The sequence below is a fragment of the Trinickia sp. genome (genome assembly GCF_051954495.1).
GTDB lineage: Bacteria > Pseudomonadota > Gammaproteobacteria > Burkholderiales > Burkholderiaceae > Trinickia.
The window spans coordinates 1-25,906 of record NZ_JBQCHR010000037.1 but is presented as its reverse complement, the minus strand read 5'-3'; the positions used below and the strand labels follow the sequence as shown (position 1 = coordinate 25,906).

General features: G+C 59.8%; 16 protein-coding genes, 1 tRNA gene and 2 pseudogenes. 4 read left to right on the top strand and 15 right to left on the bottom strand.

The genetic code is table 11. The features are described 5' to 3' along the window. Positions 1-238: pseudogene (locus tag ACTHNR_RS06385) on the bottom strand (Rhs family protein); the annotation flags it as partial. A 475-nt stretch (positions 239-713) separates the two neighbouring features. Between ACTHNR_RS06385 and ACTHNR_RS06380 the strand changes: the two are divergent. The 3 genes from ACTHNR_RS06380 (at position 714) to ACTHNR_RS06370 (ending at position 5,705) form a co-directional block, all read left to right on the top strand. Beyond that, entirely contained in the window at positions 714-2,762 is a 2,049-nt protein-coding gene (locus tag ACTHNR_RS06380; RefSeq protein WP_440546721.1) for a sensor histidine kinase, read from the top strand. After that, entirely contained in the window at positions 2,759-4,144 is a 1,386-nt protein-coding gene (locus tag ACTHNR_RS06375; protein WP_440546720.1) for a sigma-54-dependent transcriptional regulator, read from the top strand. Before ACTHNR_RS06380 ends, ACTHNR_RS06375 begins: the two co-directional genes overlap by 4 nt. Positions 4,145-4,448: 304 nt before the next feature. After that, a complete protein-coding gene (locus ACTHNR_RS06370) occupies positions 4,449-5,705 on the top strand; it encodes an MFS transporter (RefSeq protein WP_440546719.1) in 1,257 nt (418 codons plus the stop codon). 51 nt (positions 5,706-5,756) lie between these two features. Here ACTHNR_RS06370 and ACTHNR_RS06365 read toward each other — a convergent pair whose 3' ends face one another. Then, complete coding sequence (locus ACTHNR_RS06365; protein WP_440546718.1) at positions 5,757-6,905, bottom strand: exo-alpha-sialidase; 1,149 nt, start codon at positions 6,903-6,905, stop codon at positions 5,757-5,759. 33 nt (positions 6,906-6,938) lie between these two features. After that, complete coding sequence (locus tag ACTHNR_RS06360) at positions 6,939-7,208, bottom strand: MoaD/ThiS family protein (RefSeq protein ID WP_440546717.1); 270 nt, start codon at positions 7,206-7,208, stop codon at positions 6,939-6,941. Positions 7,209-7,542: 334 nt separating this feature from the next. Between ACTHNR_RS06360 and ACTHNR_RS06355 the strand changes: the two genes are divergently transcribed. Continuing rightward, complete coding sequence (locus tag ACTHNR_RS06355) at positions 7,543-8,364, top strand: hypothetical protein (RefSeq protein WP_440546716.1); 822 nt, start codon at positions 7,543-7,545, stop codon at positions 8,362-8,364. Between the two features lie 68 nt (positions 8,365-8,432). Here ACTHNR_RS06355 and ACTHNR_RS06350 read toward each other — a convergent pair whose 3' ends face one another. The 12 genes and pseudogenes from ACTHNR_RS06350 to ACTHNR_RS06295 all read right to left on the bottom strand — a co-directional run. Then, positions 8,433-9,788, bottom strand: a complete 1,356-nt coding sequence (locus ACTHNR_RS06350; protein WP_440546722.1) for a hypothetical protein — start codon at positions 9,786-9,788, stop codon at positions 8,433-8,435. A 408-nt stretch (positions 9,789-10,196) separates the two neighbouring features. Next, positions 10,197-11,240, bottom strand: a complete 1,044-nt coding sequence (locus ACTHNR_RS06345; protein ID WP_440546715.1) for a restriction endonuclease — start codon at positions 11,238-11,240, stop codon at positions 10,197-10,199. Positions 11,241-11,271: 31 nt separating this feature from the next. Next, positions 11,272-14,709 carry a DEAD/DEAH box helicase gene (locus ACTHNR_RS06340; protein ID WP_440546714.1) on the bottom strand — a complete coding sequence of 1,146 codons (3,438 nt, stop codon included), beginning with the start codon at positions 14,707-14,709 and terminating at the stop codon, positions 11,272-11,274. A 765-nt stretch (positions 14,710-15,474) separates the two neighbouring features. After that, a complete protein-coding gene (locus ACTHNR_RS06335; RefSeq protein ID WP_440546713.1) occupies positions 15,475-18,597 on the bottom strand; it encodes a type I restriction endonuclease subunit R in 3,123 nt (1,040 codons plus the stop codon). Beyond that, positions 18,594-19,832: a restriction endonuclease subunit S gene (locus tag ACTHNR_RS06330; protein ID WP_440546712.1), complete on the bottom strand. Its 1,239-nt coding sequence runs from the start codon at positions 19,830-19,832 to the stop codon at positions 18,594-18,596. Before ACTHNR_RS06330 ends, ACTHNR_RS06335 begins: the two co-directional genes overlap by 4 nt. Beyond that, positions 19,822-21,408 (bottom strand): type I restriction-modification system subunit M, encoded by a 1,587-nt coding sequence (locus ACTHNR_RS06325; RefSeq protein WP_440546711.1) that lies wholly within the window; start codon positions 21,406-21,408, stop codon positions 19,822-19,824. The genes ACTHNR_RS06330 and ACTHNR_RS06325 overlap by 11 nt, the downstream gene beginning before the upstream one ends. A 163-nt stretch (positions 21,409-21,571) precedes the next feature. Further along, complete coding sequence (locus ACTHNR_RS06320; protein WP_440546710.1) at positions 21,572-22,576, bottom strand: Abi family protein; 1,005 nt, start codon at positions 22,574-22,576, stop codon at positions 21,572-21,574. A gap of 123 nt (positions 22,577-22,699) precedes the next feature. Continuing rightward, positions 22,700-24,163, bottom strand: a complete 1,464-nt coding sequence (locus ACTHNR_RS06315) for an N-6 DNA methylase (RefSeq protein WP_440546709.1) — start codon at positions 24,161-24,163, stop codon at positions 22,700-22,702. After that, entirely contained in the window at positions 24,156-24,629 is a 474-nt protein-coding gene (locus ACTHNR_RS06310) for a restriction endonuclease subunit S (protein ID WP_440546708.1), read from the bottom strand. Before ACTHNR_RS06310 ends, ACTHNR_RS06315 begins: the two co-directional genes overlap by 8 nt. A gap of 561 nt (positions 24,630-25,190) precedes the next feature. Then, positions 25,191-25,266: transfer RNA gene (locus ACTHNR_RS06305), tRNA-Ala, on the bottom strand. Between the two features lie 71 nt (positions 25,267-25,337). Then, positions 25,338-25,691, bottom strand: coding sequence for a c-type cytochrome (locus ACTHNR_RS06300; protein WP_440546707.1), 354 nt, complete (start codon positions 25,689-25,691; stop codon positions 25,338-25,340). A gap of 8 nt (positions 25,692-25,699) precedes the next feature. Further along, positions 25,700-25,906, bottom strand: a pseudogene (locus ACTHNR_RS06295) (BON domain-containing protein); the annotation flags it as partial.

The following is a 25,906-nucleotide window of genomic DNA, read 5'->3' as shown; positions in this document are numbered from 1 at the left end:
GCTCGATCATCGCCTTGATATCCATCACGGCGTCGACGGCCGCGAAGATATTGGCCAGCACCGGCACCGTCTGGGCGACGGTCTTCAATCGCTCGACCGTGATCAAGTCATTGCTGATGCCGCGCAGCCAAACGTCGAGCGCATGAATCCCCGAATTGACGTCTTCAGGCGAAATCTTGATCAGCGGCGACACGAACGTATCGGTCGGCTTCGGTTGCAATACGGTCGCGTCGGCCATGGCGATGGTTTTGCTTATTCTGAATTGGCGAGATTCTAAACAACGCCAACCAATAAATCCACGCCGAACCCAAAGCAATAGGAATAATCCTAACGCGAAGGAGGAATTACTTCCTCCATAGCGCCAGCACGCGTTTAATTCGGAAATAAATTCCGACGTCGGTCCACAGCTAAATTCACCACGCATCGATCAATTCAGCGCCCCGAATATCGACCGGACGACTTCACCCAATACTCGTCACATAACCGTAACTCGTCCGACGCAATACAGAGGAAAACGGGAAGGCATTAGCGCAGCCAGATGCCCGAACCCCTCCGGCGCGACGGGTGAGACCTTTCGTTGACCCGCGCGAACACGCTCACGGCGCCAACAATCCCCCTCCCCCGCGCCCCGATTTACCCGAATCGCGGGTGCTGGCGGTTTTCGCTAAACTGCGCGCTTCCGGCAGCCGCCCGTTTTGCGTTGGCTTCTTCAGATGAGTCCACTTCGGCAGCCCGCGGCGACATCGCGGCCGCTGCGGCCTTTTGCGCGCCTCACCTCGCGCCTCCCGAGCGTTTCGCAGGCAGCGAAGACGCTCGCGTTCGCCGCCCTCGTCGCGGCCGGGGCTTGGACCGCCTATCGCTACGCGGAACGCGCGGAGACGAGCGCGATGATCGACCGCGCCACGCACCGCCTGGACATCGACGAAAGCACGCTAAAAGGCGAACTGACACGCTACGACTACTTGCCGGCGCTGTTGAGCCTGAACCCCGATATCGCCGACCTACTGCGCCACCCCAAGAACGCAGCGCTCATCGCGCGCGTGAATCACTACCTGGCCGACGTCACGGCGGACTCGCAAGCCGCGGCGATCTACGTGCTCGATTTGCACGGCACCACGCTTGCCGCCAGCAATTGGAATCAGCCCGTCAGTTTCGTCGGGCAGAACTTCTCCTACCGGCCGTATTTCATCAACGCGCTGAACAACGGCGCCGGGCACTTCTACGGGCTTGGATCGACGAGCGGCCTGCCCGGCTATTTCTACGCCGCCCGCATCGGCGCGGACGGTGAGCAGCTCGGCGTCGTCACCACCAAAATCAGCCTCGATCCCATCGAGGCGCTGTGGAAGCGAAGCGACGAAACCGTCTTCGTGGCCGATGCGAACGGCGTGGTCTTTCTCACGTCGTTCCCCGGCTGGAAATACCGCACGCTCCATCCGCTTTCGGCCGCCGCACGCGCGCGCATCGACGCCAAGCGGCAATACGGCGGCCCCGGCGCCCTGGAGGAAATCGGTCTAGTGCGCAGACGCCAGCTTGCGCCCAATGCCGAGATCGACGCGGTATCGCCTGCGAATTCCGGCGCGGCCAGCCCCACGGGTAAGCGCGGCACCGAATTCGTCGTCGTCAGCCGGCCGGTGTCGGGCACCGAATGGCGCATCATGTCGCTCACCGATATCGGCCCCGCTCGCAAAAGCGCACGGTACGCGGCGCTCGTCACGGCGCTCGGGCTGTCGCTCGCCATCATCGGTACGCTCTATGTGCTTCAACGAAGAAAGGTGATCGCGCAACGGCTGGCCATGCGCGAAACGCTAGAGCGCATGAACGACGAACTTGAACGCAAAGTCGCCCGGCGCACCGGCGCCCTGGCACGAGCCAACAAGAGCCTGCGCAGCGAGATTGCCGAACACAAGCGCACCGAGGCGACGCTGAAGTCCACGCTCGAAGAACTCGTGCAAGCCGGCAAGATGGCGCTGATCGGGCAGATGTCGGCGGGCATCACGCACGAACTCAATCAACCGCTCGCGGCGCTGCGCACGCTCTCCGATAACGCGCTGCTGTTCCTGCAGCGCGGGCGCAAGGACGAAGCGGAAAACAATCTGCGCGTGATCACGGGGCTCATCGAACGCATGGGCGCGATCACCGCCCAATTGCGCCGCTTCTCGCGCAAGGCGCCTGCGGAACTTGCACCCGTGCCGGTCGAACGCGCGCTGGCAAACGCGCTGTTTCTCGTCGAATTGCGATTGCGTAAGGAAGCCGTCGACGTCGTTCGGCCACGCGCCGATGCAGCGCCACAGGGCGAGCTGCTCGTGCTGGCCGATGCAAACCGGCTCGAGCAGGTGCTGGTCAACCTTTTCGCCAACGCGCTCGATGCCATGCTCGAGAGCAACGTTCGGCGGCTTTCGATCACGGTACGCGTGGACGAAACGAACGACGCGTTCGTCGAGATCATCGTCGCCGATACCGGCCCCGGCATTCCCGAGGCTGCGCGTGCGCGGCTGTTCGAGCCGTTCTTCACGACGAAGCCGCCGGGCGCGGGCCTGGGGCTCGGCCTCGCAATTTCCGAGGGGATCGTGCGTGAACTCGGCGGCACGCTGAAAGCCGACGGCGCCGCGGAAACGGGCGGGGCTGCGTTCACGCTGCGTTTGCGCCGCGCACAGGTGCGGGACAGCAACAACGAAATCGACGAAAACAACGAGCGCGACAACCGCGACGCACACACGCCTGCCGACGCCGGTGTATCGCAAACGGGGACAAGGAACGCATGATGACGCAAGAGCGGATGGAGCAGGCGGGGCACACCGCGTATGAAGGCCTAAAAGTCTTGCTCGTCGAAGACGAGCCCGCCGTGCGGCTCGGCGGCGTGCAAGCGCTGCAGTTGCGCGGCATCGACGTGCAGGCCTTCGAGCGTGCCGAGCAGGCGCTTCGACACATCCGGCTGGGTTTTCCGGGGATCGTCGTGACCGACGTAAGGCTGCCCGGTATCGACGGGTTCGCGCTGCTCGAGCAAGTGCGCGCGATCGATGCCGACCTGCCCGTCATCCTCGTCACGGGACACGGCGATATCGCCATGGCCGTCGAGGCCATGAAGCGCGGCGCCTACGATTTCATCGAGAAGCCGTTCTCTTCCGAACACCTCGCCGACGTTGCGCAACGCGCGCTCGATAAGCGCCATCTCACGCTCGAACTCGATACGCTGCGGCGTCAGGTGAGCGCGCGCGATCGCATCGAAGCGAAGATCCTCGGCCAGTCGCCGGCAATCGATCGGCTGCGCCGCGTCATCGTCGATCTGGCTGATACCGATACGAACGTCCTCGTGCTCGGTGAAACGGGCGCAGGCAAGGAAGTCGTCGCGCGCTGCCTGCATGATGCGGGGCGACGCCGGAACGCGAATTTTGCGGCGATCAATTGCGCCGGCATTCCCGAGATGCTGTTCGAAAGCGAAGTGTTCGGTCATGAAGCCGGATCGTTCACCGGGGCGCTCAAGCGCCGCGTGGGCAAACTAGAATTCGCCGATGGCGGCACGCTCTTTCTCGACGAGATCGAGACGATGCAGATGTCGCTGCAAGCGAAGTTCCTGCGCGTGCTGCAAGAGCGCGCGTTCGAACGCGTCGGGTCGAACGAGCTTCTGCCGATGAACTGCCGAATCGTGGCGGGCACGAAGGCCGACCTGTTGGCGCTCGCGCGCGAACAGAAGTTTCGCGACGACCTGTACTACCGGCTCGGCGTCGTGGTGCTGGAAGTGCCGCCGCTGAGGGAACGGCGCGAGGACATTCCGCTGCTGTTCGAGCATTTCGTGCTGCAAGCGTCCGCCCGCTATGGACGCACCGTACCCGATGCGCTGAGCCCGCAGCAGATGCAAGCGCTGATGTCGCGCAGTTGGCCGGGCAACGTGCGTGAACTGCGAAACGTTGCCGAGCGATTCACGCTGGGGCTGCTGGCCGACGTCAGCACCGCCGACAATTCGATCGGCGCCGCTCCGCGCACGCTGGAAGAACAGGTGAATCGCTTCGAGCGGCACTTGATCGAAGAAGCATTGCGTGCGTGCCAAGGGCGAGCGTCCCTCGCTTGCGAGCGGTTGGGGCTGCCGAAGAAGACGCTCTACGACAAAATGCGCCGGCTCGCGATCACATCCGAGGACTTTCGTTGAGCGGGTGACGTCACCCGTCTTTCTTCTCCCATCGCCCGCGCTCCCGCTAGGGTTAACGCGCACCCTCCGCTGCTTCCTTCGTCTTCGCTCGTCACGATTTCCGCACAGCCCTCGGGGCGAGTTGAGCGGATTTCCGCGTGACCGTCTCTCCTTCACTTGTCGTTAGTCCAGTCAATTCAAAGCGTTAGCTTCGGCTCACGCTTGGCATGCCTCCTGCGTTAATGGACGCCACGGCCACGCGACGGCGCAACGCCTTCGCCAACGTGACCACAAAGAGCCATTCATATCCACAGGAGACAGATTCATGACATGGACCAAGCAGCAGCGTAGCGTCGCCCTCGCCAGCTACCTAGGATGGACGCTCGACGCGTTCGACTTCTTTTTGATGGTGTTCGTCCTCAAGGACATCGCCAAAGCTTTTGGCGCCGAGATCACGAGCGTGACCGTCGCCATCACGCTGACGCTCGCGTTGCGTCCCGTGGGCGCACTCATCTTCGGCCGCTTGGCCGATCGCTTTGGCCGGCGTCCCGTGCTGATGGCGAACATCGTGTTGTTCTCGCTGCTCGACCTGGCGTCGGGCTTCGCAACCAGCCTGACGATGCTGCTCATCATGCGCAGCTTGTTCGGCGTTGCCATGGGCGGCGAATGGGGCGTGGGCTCCGCGCTGACGATGGAGTCGATCCCGCCGAAGTCGCGCGGCATCATGTCGGGCATCTTGCAGGCCGGCTACCCGTCGGGCTATCTGCTCGCATCGATCGTGTTCGGCCTGCTGCACGATTCGATCGGCTGGCGCGGCATGTTCATGATCGGCGTGCTGCCCGCGCTGCTCGTGTTGTTCATCCGCCGCAATGTGCCGGAATCGCCCGCATGGGAACGCGGCCGCAGCGCCGCCGTACGCCCGAGCATCTTCGCCGTGCTGGCGCGCGAATGGAAGCTGGCCGTCTACATGATCATCTTGATGACGGCATTCAACTTCTTCAGCCACGGCACGCAGGATATGTATCCCACGTTCCTGCTCGTGCAGCACAAGTTCTCGACGCATACGGTCAGCGCGATCGCTATCACGTACAACATCGGCGCCATCATCGGCGGCATCGTGTTCGGTTCGTTGTCGGAGAAGATCGGACGCCGCAAGGCCATCGCCATCGCCGCGCTGATCGCGCTGCCGGTGTTGCCGTTGTGGGCGTTCGCGAGCGGCAGCATTCCGCTGGCGATCGGCGCGTTCCTCATGCAGATTTCGGTGCAAGGCGCTTGGGGTGTGATTCCGGCTCACCTGAACGAAATGTCGCCGCCTGAAGTGCGCGCAACGTTCCCAGGCCTCGTGTATCAGTTGGGGAACTTGCTGGCGTCGGCCAATGCGACGATTCAAGCCGGCATCGCACATCGCAACGGCGATAACTACGGCATGGCGATGGCGCTCGTTGCCGGATCCGTTGCTGTGGTGATTGCGATTCTTATCAACTTCGGCAAAGAACATCGCGGGGTTCGGATGGATGCCGGTGAAGGTGGGAGCATCGAGCCGGGGATCGGGGATGTGAAGATGATGGGGGCGGGGCGGTAAGCCGCAGCCCATCTTGGCGGGGGGCGCTTGTTGATAGCGCCCCCTGCTGCGTCAGCCGAAGCTCACGTGATACACCGGCGGCAGGTGCGCCGAGACCTCGTTCCACGTTTCCCCCGCATCGTTCGACGCCCATAACCCACCGGTGGTCGAAGCCATCGCGAGCCGGGTTCCTGTGGAATCGATCGTCAAACCGTGTCGATAAACGAGATCGTAGGCAGGCCCTTGCGGTAGCCCTTCGGAGAAGCTTTCGAACGTGCGGCCGCCATCGCGTGTGCGCGTGACGACGAATTTCCCATCGACGGGAATACGGCACGCATCCTTGACCGCCGGCACGAACCACGCCGTGTTCGGGTCATCGGGATGCACCGCCACCGCGAAGCCGAAACTCGACGGCTGCGCGTGTATGCGAACCCACTGCTCGCCGCCATCGGTCGAACGAAAGATTCCACAGTGATGCTGCGTCCAAAGTACGTTCGGGTCGGCTTTGCATTGGACGACACGGTGCGGGTCTTGAACGTTCGGCTCGCCGCGCCGCTCGGGCGGCATGTAGTCGGCTTCCATGCCGTCGGCCGTTTGTCGCCATGTTTCGCCGCCGTCCTCCGTTTGCCAGACGCCGCCGGAGGAAACGGCAATGGTCACGTGACGACTGTCGCGCGGATCGACGAGGACCGAATGAATGCCGGCATGGTCGTAACCGCCGCCACCCCACTCGCGACGTTCAGGACGATCCCAGAGCGACCGGTTCAACGTCCAGCTTTCTCCTCCATCATCGGAACGGAAAAGACCGCCCGGAATCGTACCGGCCCATAGGGTGCCCGGTTGATCGGCGCCGCCAGGCTCGAGCGTCCAGATTTGTTCAAGCGACCACAGCGGTTCGCTTTCTGCAGGGACGTTGCCATCCTGCTTCGCTGAGGTCGATTCCGCCGATTCGTCGGATTGCATAGGCTGCGGCGGATAGACGGGCACCGAGCACGGCTGCCATTCGCGCTGGCCTGCCGGAAGCCGATGCAGCTTTACCCCGAAATGGCCGAGATTCAGCGCCGCGTAAAGCGTCCCGTCACGCGGATCGGCAAGCGCCGAACTCACCGGCTCGCCGATGAAGTGCAACGCCGTCTGCTTCCATCGAGTCGGCTCGGCGGAATCAGCTTCAAACACGAACAACCCTTTGCGGGTGCCTACGAGCAAGCGGTTGTCATTCACGGGTGTCTCCGATGTTGTTTTTAGCGCGGCGCGTCAGCCGCCGGATAGCGCTTGGACTACGTAAATGCGACTGTCCTGGGTGACGGCGTCGGATAAATGACGGCGGTCGCGCACGGGATTGCCGTCTACGAAGATGGACAAATGCTTACGCAAGCCGCCTTGGTCGTCGAGGATGTAGCCGCGAAGGCGCGGCTCCTCCGTGAATGCGGCGGATAAGGCCTCGCCGACCGAATGCGCCGCGACTTCACGCTCGGGCGTGGGGATGTGACGCTGGATCGAAGCGGCGAAGAATAAGTGCGCCATGGCTGCGGTGTGTAAGCGAAACGCTTAAGTGTAGTCCAAGGCGGTGGCGATGTTTTCGCTGATGTATGCGTTAGTCAGGAACGTATTCACCGTTTGCGGTCGACCAATGGAAGGTTTGCCGCCAGGAACCGGCGCGCAGACGTAGTTGCCAATCGCGGAAGCTCATGGGAGGTTTGAGGATGGAACGTTACGCTACCGCCCCATTCCCATAACGCATGTCACATCCGAATGAACAAACTGAGATCTCTTTCTTCTGAAAACAGAGGCCCCCGAAATAATAAAGTTTTCTCACCCGTTGCCGTAATACGAATACCGACCAACACCGGAGGGCAACGTGAGTAGTTCGGTTTTCCTTGCGAATTCGGCGACGACAACGACGACATCCGGTACCGCGCTCGCATCCGCAGCCGTGGCGCAGCCGCAGGAGTTAACCTCGTCTAGTGCGTCCCTGACCGTCGCGGCCATCGACCCTCAAGACCACACGCGCCTAGACAAATATCTCACGGCATTGAATGCGCCGTTAAAAATGGGCCAAGATGCAGAGCAGATCGCCAATGCGCTCATCCCCACCATGCAGTCTGTTCTCCAAGCCCGCCCCGACCTCGCTAATGCGCAATTCGACTTCGAATCGGATAACGGCGGCATTCGAGTGACGTCGTCATCGATGAGCGCAAGCGATAAGGCATGGCTGCAAACCCAGCTCAACGGCAACACCGCGCTCGTCCAGGCCGTACAGATGTTCCACGACGATGCAGTAGCGGGCTATACGACGTGGGCGGACGCAGACGGCAAGTCGCTTTCGCAAACCGATCTCGAGGCCGTCAATAAGCAAGCCGATACGCTGACCGGATTCATGGCGTTGTTCGCCGGTCTCGCGTCCACCGCCCAGTCGTCGCTGATGAAAAACGGCAGCTACTACACGGCAAACGGCGAGCAAATGAATCTCTCCACGAACCCCGGCAGCGCCGCGGGATTCTTGGATTTCATGCGGAGCGTGCAAGCCGCCGCGAATGGAACGTCGCGTTTCGTGTCCTCGTCGGGACACACGACGTATGGCGCACTGCGCATGAACATCTTCGAAATGAACAGCAGCGCAATGCCGAATTTCTTTCCTGCCTCAGATACGAAGACGCTCGGGCTCAACGAGCAAGCTTGAGCTGCGGCGCTAGACCGCCGAGTTGACGCAAGCTTAAGCCCGGCGATTCGCCGGGCTCGCCTCAAGGCTTAATAGCGACCGAGATAGGTTTCCGTACACACGTGCGTGAAGTACTCGTACGAAGCCCTTGCGTTCAACGCTTGGTCATCCGTATAGACGACGGCGAACGAGTTCGGGTTGTAGGTGATTTGCCAATGATCCGCCGGGACGGAAGTGGTCGCGAACGTGCCCGTCGTCGTGCCCAGACCTTGGCACGTGCCGATATTGAGCGTAGCCAGCAGGTTATCCGACGAGTCCGTGTAGCCGCTTACGGTGGTCAGCAACGACAAGGCGCCGTTGGTGTTCCGGTCATAGGCTTGGATCGTCACATGTTCGCCCGGCGGGAGTCGCACGTTGCCCGTGTGGTCCCACGCCGACACACCCGCGACGATCGTTCGCGCCACGTTTTGATTGCCGGGTGCGAGATGGCTGATGTTTTCGGAATCGAGGAACTGATAGAAGCCCGCGATACCTTGGCCGTCGGAAACACGCAGCGAGTAACCCTGAGCCGCCGGCGCCGACGTTCCCGTGTTGTAGACCCGCAGCATGAGCGTGGCGCCCGCGGGTGAGCCGACGTTGTACGTCGTGCCCGACGTTAGCGTCGCCCACGTGTTCGGCGCGGTCTCCAATTGGGCCGCTTGCGTGCCGGTACCGGAGAATGTCACGAGGTTGGCGGTTTGTGTGCTTGGGACTTGGACCGCGTAGTAGTCGACGTCGCTAACCGTGTCCAAATTGCCGTTTATCTGCTGATTGCCGGTCAATTGCGTTGGCCGGAGGATCGAATCGTTCGGCTCGTAGGCGTCATATCCCGTGGTTCCAGTCACCTGGAAGAGGAACGTTGCACCGCCTGTTCCTTGTTGGGAATCGACAAGCAGCAACAGGCGCACTGGGCCGCCCGGGATGGCTTCGACAATCTTGTTTTGCGATGTGTCTCGCTCGTCGTCGAGATACGTTAGCGTGCCGTCGGAATTGACCTGCACGAGATGCGCATCGTGCTCCTCGTTGGCGGGCAGATTGGCGATATAGCTCACGTACTTCGTCGCGTCGGCGGCCACGAATTCGAAACAGTCGATGGAGCCTGTGGGCGCAGTCGTTGCGCTATAGACAGTGCCAACGGCAATGTCGGTACAGCCGGCAACCGGCGGGGCTACCGTTTGTGCGCTGAATGTCGTTTCGCGGGTTGTGCGAAGCGATTGGAAGCGCTTGGACGGCACCGTGAATGGCAACGCTGCGATCGGGCGGGCCGGAGCGGATTTCATTCGTGCGATAGGCGGCGTGACGTCCGGCGTGCTGATGCCCGGCACGTGGGATTGGATGTTAATGGTCTGCAAGGGAGCGGCGGCCACCGCTGAACAAATCGATACCCCGAATACCAGGCCCAGTATGGTCTCTCTTATCTTCATCGTTTTATTCGTTAAGTTTTGGTGGAAGGGGACTGCGTGGTGATGCTAGCGCTGTGTTTCAGATATTTCAAGAAATCGGCATACAGTTTCAAATCCCCCTTTCATTGCAATGACAGTGGGATTCCGTCCACGCATGGCATTGCTTACTCGCTCGGATTTATATTTTCTCGCGAAGCTGTTCGCGACGTTCACGGGGATCGAAAAAGCGCTTCTGCGCGGCGACTACGAGAAGAAGTGGTTTGAGCAAGAATCGAAGGCAGAATCAGTGCACGCATTCAAACGTCAGCGGCTGCGACGGAACCGATAACATGGCCATGTTCGCTAACGCGGCCATGTTATCGGTTGCGGACACGTTCGCGCCGACAAAGCTTCGAGCCAGCTACGGCCGGCTTACTCCTCTGGAGTGGCGACTGTCCAAATCCGCTTAAACGGCAGCTCCGCCCGAATGTCTGCGTCGATCTTGTCGAAGTTGTCCAAGAGCTGCTCGATCAGGTCGTCTCGATTCCATACACGGACTTTGAAGAACTGGGTAGGCAGCTCTCTAAGTACGGTCGACTTGAAGCCGCCCCACGACACGAACAAGCCCTGATCCGCACTAACGCTCTGCATGGAGCCGATCAGTTGCGTGAATTCCGGCCGATCGGAAGGAGCATCCGCCGACTTCACCTGGACACAGATGCGGGGGCGATCGAATCCAAACGGACCGCTCGCAGCCAAGATATCGACGCCTTTGTCAGGCCCCTCAGGGCTACGATACGTGGTGAATCCTTGGGCCTTAAGGATGGCTTCGACCAGGCGCGCCATGCCGTGACCTTTGAATTTTTGGATTATGACTTTTGCGATCGCATCTCGCCCTACTTGTTCCAGGTCTATGCTCGCATCCTCAGCCACCGGTCCGTTTTCCGGGTTAGGAGCAGCAACGCTTGGTGGTGTCGCCGCCACTTGATCCCAGCCCTTGCGCCCCAAAGCTCGAACTCGCTTCTCTGCGTCATTGCGTTTGATTTCGCAGACAGTCAGGAATGCCCCAAAGGAATAGAGCAGATCTTGATCGAAGGCGCTGCGGGGAACATCGGTCGCGAGCCATCGCACGCTTCGATAGTGTCTATACGTTTCGTCTGCCGAGACGTTAAACGTATAGTCCCCGACAATTTCACCAATCGCGATCGTGCCGCTACGCTTTCTTGGGACGACCACCCAATCTCCTCGACTGAACCCTAGCGCGAATGCCCAAACTTGGCCCGACCAGTTGGCGACACGCTTTGCCGGCTCGTCGGGGTAATGCTGCTGCATGAGCAGCCTGATGTCGTCGTAGGTCGCAGCGGTTGCAAGGTTCGTGTTGATCAGCGCATCCCAAGTCAGGTAGACCCGGCCGTCGTCAAAAAACCGTTGCTCATGTTCCCCATCTTTACCCGCGCGGACAAGCCATAAAGCCATGTCGAAGTCCTTATTCGTTGATTTGCCTTGCCTATTGGAGCTGCGTCGCCGTATCGGGCCACCCATGTGCCGGCGAAGTTCCTACTCGGCCCAGCCACTGCTCCGCGGTCACCGTTTCTTTGATGTGATGCAACGCTTGGCTAAAATTCTTTAGCCCTCCCCAGAGCGAGACATCACCGACGATAAAGACGCGGTGTTGCGCGCGCGTCAAAGCCACGTTGAGAAGATTTGGCGTCGACGCAGCCCAACTTGCCGATCCCGCATTGTTGCAATCGGCCCCCAGCACGAAGATCACAATGCTCTCTTCCTTGCCTTGGAACGTGTGCACTGTGCCAACGCGCTCCTGGCACCACCTCTCCCAGAGCTTTTTCGCAGGTGGATCATTTGGGACCTTGCGCCAATCGATTGCTCTCAGGCGTTCGGCCATTGCTGCCTTAACTGCTTTGAACGGGGAAATCACATAGAGCGGGGGCAGCTTGCCTGACTTCGCATAGATTCGGACGATGAACTCGCTTACAGCGTCAATCTGCGCTGGCACCACCTGCCGTTGGGACGTTTTGCCGCGCACATCGACCCACGCACTGTTGCCGATACCAAGTTTGTCTTGCGGCGGATCGCGAGATTCGAGCCCATATACCATCTTGTCTTGGTATGCGATCTTATTGGCGATCGAAAACATTGGATCGGCACAACGCCGATGCACACGAAGGGGACTGCCGATCCACAGCCGTTCGTCTCGCCCGTTCGGCATGTACACGCCGAACGGGTTCGCATCGTCAGCCAAACGTTGCACAGATACCTTGTTCGGGGAGAAGTTTTTATCCGACGTATGCGGCGACAGGTCCGCCAAAGCATTGATCAACTGCGTGGGAACAGTAAAGACGGGTTCGATCTGCAACGGATCACCCACAACCATGGCGCGTCTAGCGCGCCACAATGCCCCGACAGCTGCCTGCGGTACCGCTTGTCCTGCCTCATCGATGAAAAGCCAGCCGATGGACCTCGGCCCCATTCCGCGAAATTGGCGCGCGAACGATGCGAAGGTAGTCGATACAACCGGCACCACCATGAAGAAACTTTCCCAAATGAACCTAGCATCCGCGGGGTTCTCCAGCGGGATACCCTTGAGTAGCTTACTAATTGCAAATAGATTCCCGCCGAAGCCTACCCCGCCCAGTTGGGCAACCTCCGCAAGCCACGCTTCGTGCAGTGTCAAAGCGGCCACAAAGGTTTCGGTACGCAGTCGTGCCAATTCGGCGTCTTGCCAATACCCGTCCTTCTGAACGGTATCAGTCTCGATAAGATCCACCTCTTCGGGCAACTTCATTGTGCCGAATCGCTTGCAATACATTTCGAGTTCCGCATGCTTGCTACGCCATGTGGCGCGCGCTTCACTCAATTTCTCAGTGGCCGCGTCCGCTTGCAACTGTGCATGGCGCAGCGCGGCCGCATTCGCAGAAAGTTCTTCGCGGGACGACGCCATAGCTCGGCGCATATCAATCTGAGAGCGGGCGTTCCGCCCGGTCTCAGCGGCATGCTGACGCGCGCGTTTCGTGCGAAACAACTTGCTGAAAACGCCAGGGCTCGACCGATCAAGAAGGCGCTCTTCTTCCCGAAGATACTCAAGCTCCGTCTGGAGCCGTTCGAATTTTGCGCTCAGTTCCGCCTCCGTCGACAAGGCGTCCTGAAGCCTTCGACCGCCCTCGGCGCACGCATTCGTTGGCGATCGCGTGAACTGCTCCTCCGAAACGTTGCGCCAAGTCTCGTTCAATGCCGCATAAATTAAGCGCTCGTCGATCGCGGACTGCAGCCTCGAATCTGCGTCAAGGAATGTGCGCTTTGCGAGCTCGAACGTCGGCCCCGAATATTGCTTGAGCCAGTCGCGAATCGTACACGGATCGCCCGGCCTCCCTCGCTCATTTGCAGGGCGCCAATCGTCGAAAAACCGTTCTCGAAAGCGTCTTCGATTAGTTGCGTTCCCCAATGCGCAAGAAATCATGCCCCAAGGCACATCCGATGCCGCAAGCTTCGTCATGCGCTTCTCGCCGACTTGTGCCGCGACTTTGTGCGCTACCGGCTGCAAGTACCGTACGTCTCGCCACATTTCGCCAAGCCGCTTGCGCTTCGGCAAGTCGGTGGAAATATTTTCGACTGCGGCATTGTTCGAAGACGCCACCACCATCTCGAAGCCGGTTAACTCCGGTCGGAGAACGCGGATCGTTGCAGGCGTATCGCTGTCCCCAAAGTGGATTTTTGTGCCGGTGTTCGCAAGCGCATCCGCCGCATTCGGAAGTTTGGCCAATTCACGTGCGCGACGTACAACGTTCTCACAAATCATGTCCCGCAGCAGGGTAGTCTTGCCGGTTCCGGGCGGTCCGTTCACGGAAGACATCCCCTCGTGCTGCAGCCGCTCAAGTGCCGTGTTGATCGCGAACTGCTGCATCAGGCTCATGGCACGCGCCGGATCCTCAGGCCAATGTCCAGAGTTGGTCTTCGTGGGATGCAAAGCACGAATGATTTGCGCGCGGCCGGCATCGGTATAGAGATCGATGCGATCGTCCCTTGCTGCCGGCATCAAATATGCATGTATCGTCGCGGGGATATCGCCGTTGCGCAGTGACGCCATGCATCGCTCGATGTCCTCTATATAGAAGCTGTTTAGGATATCTACGGTAGGCTCATCCTCAACGCCCGTGATCTCTTCTTCGTCTTCTTCCTCGAGCGATTCCGGAGCATGTAGCGACGTCGCGTCTGCTTTCGATTCCGCGCTTTCCGCCGCAGACGAATCCGCGGCTTGCCGCCTCTCTTCTCTTTTCTCTCGGGTGCGTATTTGGCACAGCGCTATGGAGGACTGCGGCGGAAATGCACAACCCGTCCAGTCCGTGATCACCGCATGCAACGAGAGAATGTCATCACCCGTTAGCGGAAATGGCTTTCCATCCTCGGGGATGTCGGGCCTCGATCTAAGGCGCTCCACCTTGTAGTTGAACAGTCGTTCCGAAAGATCGCCCTTAGCTTGAGCGAAGGACTCGGAAGTAAGTGCCTGCAACCCGTATGTCTTCGCTGTGCCGATCGCCCAAGGCACGGTCGAGATTGACACCGGATCGAATTCTGACTGGCCTTGCGCATCAACGCTGACTCTCGCGATACATGACTTCCCCTCGAGTGCCGTGCGCTCCGTCTCCTCAATCGGGTTGGTTGCGCCAGAAGCACTCAGCGTCCTCGCGAAATCAGCGATAAATTGCATATCGAAGACCCCAAGGTACAGTGTGAAGCCTGTAAGCTCGCGATCAGCGGGGACATCGACCTGCCAAGGCGACGGAGCGCCTGGGCGAAAATCCTCGGGTTTTAGCCATTTTAAGTCGCGCTCTTCCGTTTTATCAAAGACTTGTTTTAGATCGAACGGAATGAAGAACTCGACCTTATGCCAAAAATCGAGGATATCGTGGAGTGTTTCGGCTTGCGTCATGATTATTTGATCTTGGTTCTTGCGTCGGCCCGAGCGACATCATAACCCGTTCGATTCTTGTCGGTTCGAACCACGATCTCCGTCGTCCAGTATTGTGACAAGTGACTACTGAACCATGCGCCTATCGGAGCGGCATTCGGACGCCTCCGAAACCCTACCCAAAGCGCCGGCCGCTCCTACGCCTCTTCTGTCGCTCGGCCCGAATCTCTGCCGCGCAATCATCGGCGTCTTTCAGTAAAGCGAGAACCTGATCTTGAATCACGCGATATTTCCGCAGGAGCGCACGTTCTCTCGGCGTTGCACCGGTGTTACTCATCGTGGTTAGACCCGAGTGTGCCCGAAGGCGCGCCTTCATGGCTGCACGCGTGCTCTCGCCCAGTTTGGTCAGACTGTCGACATACGCCTCAAACGGCTTCCCTCCCTTTGACGAGTTGCAATGACGACAACAAGGAACTAGGTTTCCGATTTGATGCCCGTGCCCGTTTGGTTCACCATTTTTCACGAGGCTAACCAAGTGGTCCCAAGTCTCGGCGGGAGCGAAACAGAAAACGCAATGCAGACTGTTGGGATCTTGCCCGAGCGCCTCAAGGGCTGCTCGCACCTTGTCTTCGTCATAATCGTCCGATGGCGCGAGAGCTGATGCAAACGCGTGCGCTATGGTCGTTCTCCGCTTCTTATAGATCGAGTACGGCTTGAGATGCGACACGATGCTCCGCGCTTTCATCGGGCACTCCCCCTTCTATCCGCCGTAGCGGCAGTCGCTTATTAGGCGCTCACCCACTCCGTGGACAACGATTCCGCCTGCCGAAGTACCGTGTCGGTCGCCTCTTCCTGTCGATCCGGCGGATACTTGTAGCGCTTGAGCAGCGTTTTCACCATCACCCGCAGCTTTGCCCGCACGGTTTCCCGCTTCGACCAATCGACCGTGACCGAGCCGCGCAATTTAACGACCAACTCCACCGCGATTTTCTTGAGCGTGTCGTCGCCTAATTCACGCACGGCGGCTTCGTTGGTCGCCAGCGCATCGTAGAACGCCATCTCGTCCGGGCTAAGACCGAGGTCCATCCCTCGCTGGGCCTCCGCCTGAAACTTCTTCGCCATGGCGATGAGTTCCTCGATGACCTGAGCGGTTTCGACACCACGATTGCGATAGCGCGTCAGACTCTGCTGCAGCAACTCCGAGAACTTCGCGCTCTGCACGACATTGGTTTTGAAACGCGACTTGATTTGGTCCCTGAGCAAGCGCTCCAGCAGCTCGACAGCCAAGTTGCGTTGCTGCATATGACGCACGTCCTCAAGGAAGCCATCAGAGAGCACGCTGATGTCGGGCCGCTTCAGGCCTGCAGCGGCGAAGATGTCGATAACCTGATCGCTGACAACGGCGCGGCTGATGATTTGCCGAAGCGCGTGCTCCTTCTGTTCGTCCGTCAACGCTTTGTCCGCGCCATCGTTCTTGATTAGCGCAGCTTTCACAGCTTGCAGAAAAGCCAGTTCGTCACGGTAGGTCAGCGCTTCCTCTAGTGTGCAGCACAATGCGAATGCCTTGCTTGCGGCGAGCACGGTGTCGGCAAATCGCTTCTTACCGTCGTCTTGCCCGAGCACGTGGTTCGCGACTGCGGGCAGCAGTTGCCATGCTCGCGTGCGGAACGCGGCGTAATCGACGTCGTGCAGCATGTTGTGCAAAACATCCATCTTCTCTGCGAGAACGGCCAGCGCTTCGTGCGCGTCGATGGTCGGTCTTCCGCGTCCCCGCGCTTGGGTATAGGTCGCAAGTGCCGCTTTTAGCTCATTGGCGATGCCGATGTAATCGACCACTAGGCCACCAGGCTTGTCTTTAAATACCCGGTTCACACGCGCGATGGCCTGCATCAAGTTGTGGCCGCGCATCGGCTTGTCGATGTACATCGTGTGCATGCACGGGGCATCGAAGCCGGTCAGCCACATGTCGCGGACGATGACGAGCTTGAACGGGTCGACTGGATCCTTGAACCGCTTTTCGAGGTCGTCGCGAACCTTCTTCGGATAGATATGCGGCTTGAGGATCGCCTTGTCGGACGCAGAACCTGTCATCACAATCTTGATGGCACCTTGCGTCGGGTCGTCGCTGTGCCATTCCGGGCGAAGCTGGGTAATCGCGTTGTACAGATGCACGCAGATGTCGCGACTCATCGCGACAATCATTGCCTTGCCGTCCATGACGGACTGGCGGTTCTCGAAATGGCTGATGATGTCGGCGGCAATCTTCTGGATACGCGGCGGAGCGCCTACGATTTTTTCCAGCGCAGCCCAGCGGCGCAGCGTCGCGACCTTGGCCTCGTCGCTTTCCTCGTCCTCGGTCAACTCTTCCACTTCGTCATCGAGTGCGTCGGCGTCGTCCTCTCTCAGCTCAAGGCTGGCGAGGCGGCTTTCGTAGTAGATGGGCACGGTGGCGCCATCTTTCACGGCCTGCTCGATATCGTAGATGTGGACGTAGTCGCCGAACACGGCGCGCGTGTCACGGTCATCGAGCGATACCGGCGTGCCGGTGAACGCGACGAAGGTCGCTTCCGGCAGTGCATCGCGCAGATACTGTGCGTAGCCATAGCGAACAGCCGAGCTTTCGCTCCTGCCATTCGTGTTCGGCAGTCGGGCGTCGAAACCGTACTGGCTGCGGTGGGCCTCATCGCAAATCACAACGATATTGCGGCGATCGGACAGCACGGGGAATGTGTCTTCGTCGGCGCCCGGCGTGAACTTTTGGATAGTCGTAAAGATGATTCCGCCTGATGGGCGGTTTGCGAGCAGGCGGCGCAGCTCGGGCCGTGTATCGGCTTGTACGGGCGTTTCACGCAGCAGCTCTTTCGCGCCCGCGAACACCCCGAATAACTGGTTGTCGAGGTCGTTTCGGTCGGTCACCACTACGAGCGTTGGGTTGCCCATACCTTCATTGGCCATTAACGCACCGGCCAGGCAGGTCATTTCGATGCTCTTGCCGGCGCCCTGCGTATGCCAGACCACGCCGCCTTTGCGCGTGCCGCCTGGCGCCGAGGCTTGCAGCACGCTTTGCACGACCGCACGCACGGCGTGGAACTGGTGATAGGCCGACACCTTCTTGACGAGTTGACCGTCGTCTTCAAACACGATGAAGTGGTGCAGGTATTCGAGCAGATAGTCACGTCTGAAAAGACCGCGCGTCAGTGTCTCGAGCTCGTGCATCGCACCGAGAGGGTCGGTCTCATGGCCTTCAATCGTGCGCCAGGCAAGGAAGCGCTCCTTGTTCGAGGTTAGCGAGCCCATGCGGGCCGTGGTGCCGTCGGAGATGACTTCCAGCGCGTTGGCGTTGAACAGGTCTGGGATGTCTTGGTGGTACGCCTGGAGCTGGTTCCAGGCTGCCCATATGTCGGCGTTCTCGTCGCCAGGGTTCTTCAGCTCGACGACAACGATCGGCAAGCCGTTCAGGTATAGAACGACATCGGGGCGGCGAAGCTGCTTCGGTCCCTGAATGGCGAGTTGGTTGACGGCGAGCCAGTCGTTCGCGGCAATGTTGGTGAAATCGACTAAGCGCACGCGATCGCCGCGTGTTTCGCCGTCTTTCTGGAACTCGACCGGCACACCGTCCACGAGCCAGCGGTGGAGCTGGCGATTGGCGTTGACGAGGCCGGGCACGTTCGGATTTAACACATGGCGCAGCGCGTCGTCGCGAGCGACGGGTGGGATGTGCGGGTTCAACTTCGTAATGGCTGCCGCAAGGCGGCGGCGCAGCGCCACGTCGCGATAGGTGTCGCGCTCCGTCCCTAGCGTCTTGGCGTCAGGGGGTGAAATGTCGGGGCCGTGGGCGGTCTGCCAGCCGAGGGCTGCCAGCCATTCGAGCATTGCCTGTTCGACTGCGTCCTCGGTGATGCCGCTCATGCAAGCGCCTCGTTCAATCGTGCCTCCATTTCGGGAAGGCGGAGTTTGCCGGAAAGGAGGCGGGGGAGGAGGCTATCGCGAAGCCCAGCCAAGGTCTTCGACAAGAGCCTGTTTTCGCCAACCTTTCTCAGTAATGGGCGAACGACTAGAGTGAATGCCTCCGAGACGCTTTTGGGCGCAACAACCAACTCAAGCGCGGCGACTTGGTCGGGCCTGACACGCTGGTGGCTGTTGGATGTTCCAGTCACCAAAGTGCGGACTGACGCCTCAAAGGAGGGCCCTATCAGCGTGCAGTAGACGAGTTCACTGCTCGCTGCTTCCCTTGCCACCCACGGCAGAAACTCGGTCGAACAAATCGCCCGCTCACCTATACAAGAAGGCAGCCAGACACGAGGAATGTGCGGATTCAGCTTCGACTGAAGAACTGCGCCCGGCGGCACACGCGTCTTGTTGCTCTTAATGGCCTCTCCGCGCTCGAATATCGGAAGTTGCCCGGCGTCAAAAGCCGGCAGGCTGTAGTGTTCGAATATCTCTTTCGACGCGGTCAACGGACTAACAGAGCCTTTCGCCAACTCGGCTAGGTCGCCGAACCTTCCGGGGGTCCACCCCCTCGGAATCGCCCCAAACGTCGAATCTTCAAACGAATCCGGAAAAAGCGCCGCCGTTTCTGCATCCATTCCCTCTGGCTCCCGGCCTTCGGCCTTCGCGCGCACCGGGTTGAAATCGATGAACCAGCTTTTGAACAGGGCTTGAGCGATGGATTCGAGGGTGGCGTTGGTTTGGCGCAGAAGGTCGATGCGGTCGTCGAGCATTGCAAGGATATCCGCAATCCTCTTTTGAACCGAAAGCACAGGCCAAGTCGTTGGAATCGGATGCACATGGTTCCGATTCAGCGTTGGATTGGCCGAGCCCACATCCAGTGCTGCCAAACGGCTCACAATGGATCTGAAGAAGTAGTAGACAAACCGCGGCTCGTTGCCGTGAAAGTCTTTTACCCAAAGCGTTGTGTCGTGTGGCCAGTAGTCGCCCTCCACATAGTAGACGCTTCCGACGACCCCTTTTCGGCCAAGCACTACTCCTGGTCCTCTTACCTGAGCGGTATCGTGATAGCTGGAAATACCGCCGGAAGAAACGACTGGCACGCTGCCGGGGCGCTGTTCTGCTCGCGTAATGTCGATGCCCCGCTGAAGGGTGGCCTGTGCGCCAATGGTCGTGTCGAACCAACTAGACTGCATATCCGAGCACTCCCAGCTTTTCCCGAATCGCTGCGTCGAGCTCCGCCCCTTTCGCCATCTGCTCTGCAAGCTGCGCCGTTAGGCGGTCCATCTTCTCGTTGAACGCCTCGTCGTCGTCCTCGGTCTCCTCTGCACCAACATAGCGGCCCGGCGTCAGCACATGTCCATGCTCGGCAATCTCGGCCAGCCGCACCTTTCGGCAGAAGCCCGGTACATCCGCATACGGTTCATCAGCGCCATCCTCGCCATCAGCGCGCCAGCGATGCACCGTCGCGGCAATCTTTGCGATGTCCTCGTCATCGAACACGCGCGTAACACGTGATTCCATGCGCCCGAGCTTACGCGCGTCGATGAATAGCACCTCGCCGCGCCGGTCCCGCCCGCGCCTCGCACCTGCAGGGGCTGCGCCGCTCTTGTCTTTGGCGAGAAACCACAGGCACGCCGGAATCTGCGTATTCAAGAAAAGTTGCGGCGGTAGCGCCACCATCACGTCGACGACATCAGCCTCAACCATTGCACGGCGAATATCGCCTTCGCTATTTTGGTTGCTGCTCATGCTCCCGTTGGCAAGCACAACACCCGCCTGTCCGCGCGCGCTCAAGTGATGCAGAATGTGCTGGAGCCACGCATAGTTCGCGTTGCCGGCGGGAGGCGTGCCGTACCTCCAGCGCCGGTCATCGGCGAGACGCTCACCGCCCCAATCGCTGATGTTGAACGGCGGATTCGCCAACACATAATCGGCGCGCAGGTCAGGATGCTGGTCACGATGAAATGTATCGGCTGGCTCTTTGCCGAGGTCCGCGGCGAAACCGCGAATTGCCAGATTCATGGCCACCAGACGCCACGTGGTCGGGTTCGCCTCCTGACCGTAGATGCTGATGTCGTCCGCCCGCCCACCGTGGGATTCGATGAACTTCTCGCTTTGCACGAACATACCGCCCGAGCCGCAACACGGATCATAGACACGCCCCTGGTGCGGCGCGAGTACTTCCACCAGCACGCGCACTATCGAGGCTGGCGTATAGAACTGCCCGCCCTTCTTGCCTTCGGCGGTGGCGAACTGTCCAAGAAAATACTCGTACACTTCGCCAAGCAGGTCTTTCGCGTGATGACCTTCTCCGAAACCTATCTTCGAGATCAGGTCGATCAGCTCGCCGAGCTTGCCGGGCTCAAGCTGCGTACGACCAAAGCGCTTGTCGAGAATGCCTTTCAGGCGCGGATTGTCGGCTTCGATCGCTTCGAGGGCTGCGTCAATCCGCACGCCAATGTCGGTCTGTTTCGCCTGCGCACGCAATGTCGCCCACCGCGCCGATGCCGGCACCCAAAACACGTTGGTCATCGTGTAGTAGTCGCGTTCCTCCAGGGCATCACGACGATCATCGGCCTCGGGCAGATAAAGATCGTCGTTCTCGTCTACGAACGCTGCGGACAGCTCCGCTCGCCGTTCGTCGAACGCGTCCGAGATGTACTTGAGGAATATCAGGCCCAGCACAATGTGTTTGTATTCGGCCGCATCCATCGAAGCGCGCAACTTGTCGGCCGCCGCCCAAAGCGTCTTTTTCAGATCTTGGTTCATGATATGTGTTTGTAATCTTTTGCTGCTTCGCATGGGCGAAGGCGCATCTCGATAATTCTACTCGCGCACTGCGCGGGGGACTCAAGCGACACCGTGACAAAGACCGCCCTCTTGTAGTCGGCCTATTCTCCGGACGCCGCGAATGCCAACGTCAAAATGTGCTTCAACACTCGGTTGGGCGTGCACTCCACGTGCAGGTAAATTGACCAATCACTCGGTGACCGTCCTTGATCAAGACCGAACGCCGGCGGCGCTCGACGTAACGCACGGCCTGGCGCAACATGCGCAGCCTCGAGATGGCAGCCACATCAACCTCTATGGGTGACAAATTCACTTGGTAGGCCTTTAAGGTCTCCAGCCTCAATAGGCTCATGCAGCGCAGATGAACGCCGTCTCCCTGATGGTGGTCAGCGACCTCCGGCGCCAACCAGCCGAGCAATTCGATCATGCGGCCGTATAACAATCGCAACCGTGCAACTGCTTCCTCGGGTGTTTTCGGTTCCTCGGCCTCGATCGTTTGCGGCACACCACGCCGCGGTCGGCCTTCGTTCAGAAGCGCCCCGAGCTTCCAGATTGGCTCATGATGCGCGATCCTGTTGCGCAATTCATTGCAGAGGTCAAGCCGCGCAAACAATGCGTCGCGGTGTTTCACCTTTGCCCAATAGCCGGCTTGGCGCTGCCGATGCCCGGGCAATGCGTCAACCAAAATCGCCCCCCAGTCCACGGGCTGACCGAGCAAGTCATTCTTAAGGTCCAGTAGGTGCGGCCAAAAGCCGAAAGTGAGGCGCGACACCACGTCGTCTGGCGACGGAGCCGGCACGCGTAGTAGGAGGCGCTGCCCCCGCTTATAGTGCGTGATGCCCATGATCCTCGATCGCGCGTGCGCGTCTAGGGCCACGTATGCGTACCAGTCCCGGGAGTCACTCGCCCCGACCGCGCCGTAGCGCCGACTCATCGCATGATGGAAGCTGTTTCGCAGCACAATTTCGACTAGAGAAATCGTTCGAAAGAACTCAGCACTCAAGTCTTCATTCCATTGATAGAGCCCCAGCGCCTCTGCGTCGTCGGCGGCGGCGAAGAAGCTGCGATAGTTCCGCAGGCGCGCGTGCGACAGCGCTCGGACCCGCGCCAGGTGCGCTACGGCTCGTGCTTTGATCGGTTCGTGCATACGTGTTATTATTTGTCGGTAAGCGCTTGGGTTACATAGCTTGGCAGCTCCCTCTTCAGACGGACGCTTGGCTCCAAGACGCAAAAGAGGGGGCGGCCGCTTATGCGGCCGTTTTCCTTTGATCTAGGCATATCCGGTCGCCTTCAGTAGCGCGGCTAGCTTGCTTTCTAAGCCCGCCAGTTCAATCGCGATCCGTGCGCGTTCTTCCCGAATGGCGTCCAAGTCCATGCCGGGCTCTTCATCTACCGCACCAACGTAACGCGATACTGTGAGGTTGTAGTCATTTGCGGCAATTTCGCCACGAGTAGCGAGGCGGGCAAAGTGGCTAACGTCGCGGTGATTAACGTACGCACTCTCGATCGCGTCTACATCACTGTCGCGCAAAACGTTTCGGAGTTTTCCCGGCTGATATGAGCGGCTAGCATCGATGAACAGCACCCCGTCGTGGGTCCTATCCCTACGCAACACCAAAATCGCGACTTGGATGCCGGTATGAGAAAGCATCTTCGGGGGCAAAGCGATCACGGTGTCGATCAGGTTCTCATCCAAAAGCCGCTCGCGAATCTGGCGCTCGGCGGCGCCGCGAAACAGCACGCCCAGGGAGACCACCACCGCCATGCGCCCTGTCTGTGGCTTAAGCGTTTCGACCATGTGGCTGATGAAGGCATAGTCCCCGGTCGCCCGCGGAGGCACGCCGCGCCAGTACCGCCCATGCGCATCTCGCTCCGCGACCTCGTAGCCCCAATCCTGCAGCGAAAGCGGCGGGTTTGAGACAACGATATCGAATTGACGCAGACGGCCATCGTGCGTGAGAAGTTTAGGGTCACGTAAGACGTCCCCCCATTCCAACTGCGACCGCATTTCCCCGTGCAGCAACATGCTCATCTTTGCGAGCGCCCACGTGCTTCCACTTTTCTCTTGGCCGTAAAGGAAACAGCCGTGGTTTCCGGGTCGTTGACGTGCTTCCTTGCTGCAGGCAATCAGGAGCGCCCCGGAGCCGCAACACGGATCGCCAACTGCATCTCCGGCACTCGGTTGCATGAGGCGGGCGATCAATTGTGCTATTTCCAGTGGCGTGCCGAACCCTCCCCCCTCTCGGCCACTTCCTTCCGCTAGACGCGCGATAAGCGAATCGCAAGCGTACGAGACGGCATCGGCAGCCTCCTCGCCGTCCGCGCGAAAGTACAACGCATCGGCACTAAATACCTCCAATAGCTGTCGAAGGAGGCGATCTCTCTGTTCGACACTACCGAGCTGCGTGGCGTCGAAAGTAATGCCTTGAAAAATTCCCCTAAATTCGGCATTGGCTTTTTCGATACTGCAAAGGGCGTTATCGATGCGCTGGCCGTTTCCGGGTTGCAACCTCGCAGCATATAGATCGCTAAACCGCGAACCTTCCGGCACAACGACTTGTGTATAACGGCGCCGTTCGTCCCCCAGGTCGTCACCTGCGTCTGATAAATACCTGAGAAGAAGCAATGCGAGCGCTAGTTCCTTGATGTCGGCTGGCACACCGACGACGCGAAGTGGGTCGCAGATACGCCCCACCGTTGCGTCGATATTTTGAAGCCGCAGCCGATCAAGCATCGAGTTCGGTCTCCCGCAAGATTCGATCCGTCACGGATGCGGTTTGGTTTTTGTCGAGCTCATTCAAGCGATGCCGGAGAGCGACAATTCGCTGGGTAATATGATCCAGGTCTGCAATTTGATGCTGTTTGCTCAAAGACGGTACTTCGAGCGCCAGCGTCAACAGAGCGGCTTTAGTCAATGCCTTAATACTCGTCCCGGTTAGAAGTACCGAGATCTTGGCCTGGGTAGATGGCTTATTTAAATACCATGCCAGGTAGCGAGCGTCCAATCCCGGCGCCGGCCTAATCACATTTAATTGCCCTAGCGGAAAAACCGGCTCATCGGCCCCCTCGAACAGCCACGCTTTGTAGTAGTCCCCTCGCGACGGAATCACGATGTCTCCCACCCAGAGGCAATAGGGCAAATATTTTTGCTCCAGAGCTATCACCGGTAGGTCGAACCAGCGCAAAGGCCCGTGGGACACGATGTTCCTAATGGCTAACCCGCGAGCGTTACCGTCGGGGCCCTCCTTGGGCGCGTTCGTCCTGAACGTAACAGCGGTTTGCACGTGCGCTACTTTGCCAAGGGGTGTAGTCATCAGCGGAAGAGGATGTTCGACATTGAAGCAAGCTTACCCGAGAACGCTCAGCAATGCAACCTATAGGGTTCTACTGTCGAGACGCCAGCCCAGTGTTTGGGGCTCGCAACGCTTCACTGCAATGGCGCGTTGCCCGACCGCTAACCCTGCGGGATAGTGCGGGCCGTCGGTAGAGGGGGGACGCGGCATCAATAGTCACGGCCACTGCCGCAACGGCCGAAAACAAAAAAGGCCGCGAGGCGGCCTAGAAGCGAAACCGTCCGAGTCCACGGATAGCCGACCGTCTGTTGCTAGTCGGGTATTTTGCGTGGTCCTCGGACGAAGCAAATCGTGCGCTACGACAAATATTTCGTCAAACAGGCGCAGCTTGGGCCCGGAATGCAAAAACCCCGCGAGCCTTACGCTACACGGGGTTTCTAAACTTCTTCGGAACTGCTTGGAAATCGTTGGTGGAGCGGAGGAGGATCGAACTCCCGACCTTCGCATTGCGAACGCGACGCTCTCCCAGCTGAGCTACCGCCCCAACGAAGCTGCAATTCTGGCATGGGGTTTTTGCCTTGACAAGTCCCTGCCCTAAAAACCTTCCATCCCCAATTACTTGCCTTCGGTCGGCGCTCCCGCGAGCACCCAGCTAACCACCGTCCGAACATCCGAGTCGCTCATCCTCGGGTGCGACGGCATGGGAATAACACCCCAAACCCCAGCCCCGCCGTCCCGAACCTTCTTCTCCAGCCGCCCTTGCGCTGCGGCATCGCCTTTGTACTTCGCGGCGATGTCCCTAAACGCCGGCCCGACGAGCTTCCGATCGACGGTATGACATCCCAAACAAGCATTCTGCTGCGCGATGAGATACCCGGCAGGCGCGGCCCCAGCGGCCGAAGCCACCCCAGCCCACCCCACCGCAACCATCACCAGCCCAGCCGCCACCACCCCACGCACCCACCCCATAGCGCCCCTCACTTCAGCGGCGTCCCACTACCGGGGTGCACTTGCGTCGAGTTACTCACCGGCGCCGGCGCTTGCTGATCCAGCGGCTGCGAAGTCACCCCACCCATCGGCACCGCCCCCACCGTCGGCGCAGCGTCAGCCGACTGTGCCGAGCTAGGCGCGCTCGCTGCCTGAGCCGCCGCGGGCGCCATTGCCTGCGCGTCTTCCGGCTTGAT

What these genes read in the sequence shown, in the direction of transcription:
- ACTHNR_RS06335 (WP_440546713.1), bottom strand. Translation starts at nt 18,597, where the DNA reads ATGAGCGGCATCACCGAGGACGCAGTCGAACAGGCAATGCTCGAATGG.
- ACTHNR_RS06330 (WP_440546712.1), bottom strand. Translation starts at nt 19,832, where the DNA reads ATGCAGTCTAGTTGGTTCGACACGACCATTGGCGCACAGGCCACCCTT.
- ACTHNR_RS06375 (WP_440546720.1), top strand. Translation starts at nt 2,759, where the DNA reads ATGATGACGCAAGAGCGGATGGAGCAGGCGGGGCACACCGCGTATGAA.
- ACTHNR_RS06360 (WP_440546717.1), bottom strand. Translation starts at nt 7,208, where the DNA reads ATGGCGCACTTATTCTTCGCCGCTTCGATCCAGCGTCACATCCCCACG.
- ACTHNR_RS06300 (WP_440546707.1), bottom strand. Translation starts at nt 25,691, where the DNA reads ATGGGGTGGGTGCGTGGGGTGGTGGCGGCTGGGCTGGTGATGGTTGCG.
- ACTHNR_RS06370 (WP_440546719.1), top strand. Translation starts at nt 4,449, where the DNA reads ATGACATGGACCAAGCAGCAGCGTAGCGTCGCCCTCGCCAGCTACCTA.
- ACTHNR_RS06380 (WP_440546721.1), top strand. Translation starts at nt 714, where the DNA reads ATGAGTCCACTTCGGCAGCCCGCGGCGACATCGCGGCCGCTGCGGCCT.
- ACTHNR_RS06320 (WP_440546710.1), bottom strand. Translation starts at nt 22,576, where the DNA reads ATGCACGAACCGATCAAAGCACGAGCCGTAGCGCACCTGGCGCGGGTC.
- ACTHNR_RS06325 (WP_440546711.1), bottom strand. Translation starts at nt 21,408, where the DNA reads ATGAACCAAGATCTGAAAAAGACGCTTTGGGCGGCGGCCGACAAGTTG.
- ACTHNR_RS06340 (WP_440546714.1), bottom strand. Translation starts at nt 14,709, where the DNA reads ATGACGCAAGCCGAAACACTCCACGATATCCTCGATTTTTGGCATAAG.
- ACTHNR_RS06345 (WP_440546715.1), bottom strand. Translation starts at nt 11,240, where the DNA reads ATGGCTTTATGGCTTGTCCGCGCGGGTAAAGATGGGGAACATGAGCAA.
- ACTHNR_RS06315 (WP_440546709.1), bottom strand. Translation starts at nt 24,163, where the DNA reads ATGCTTGATCGGCTGCGGCTTCAAAATATCGACGCAACGGTGGGGCGT.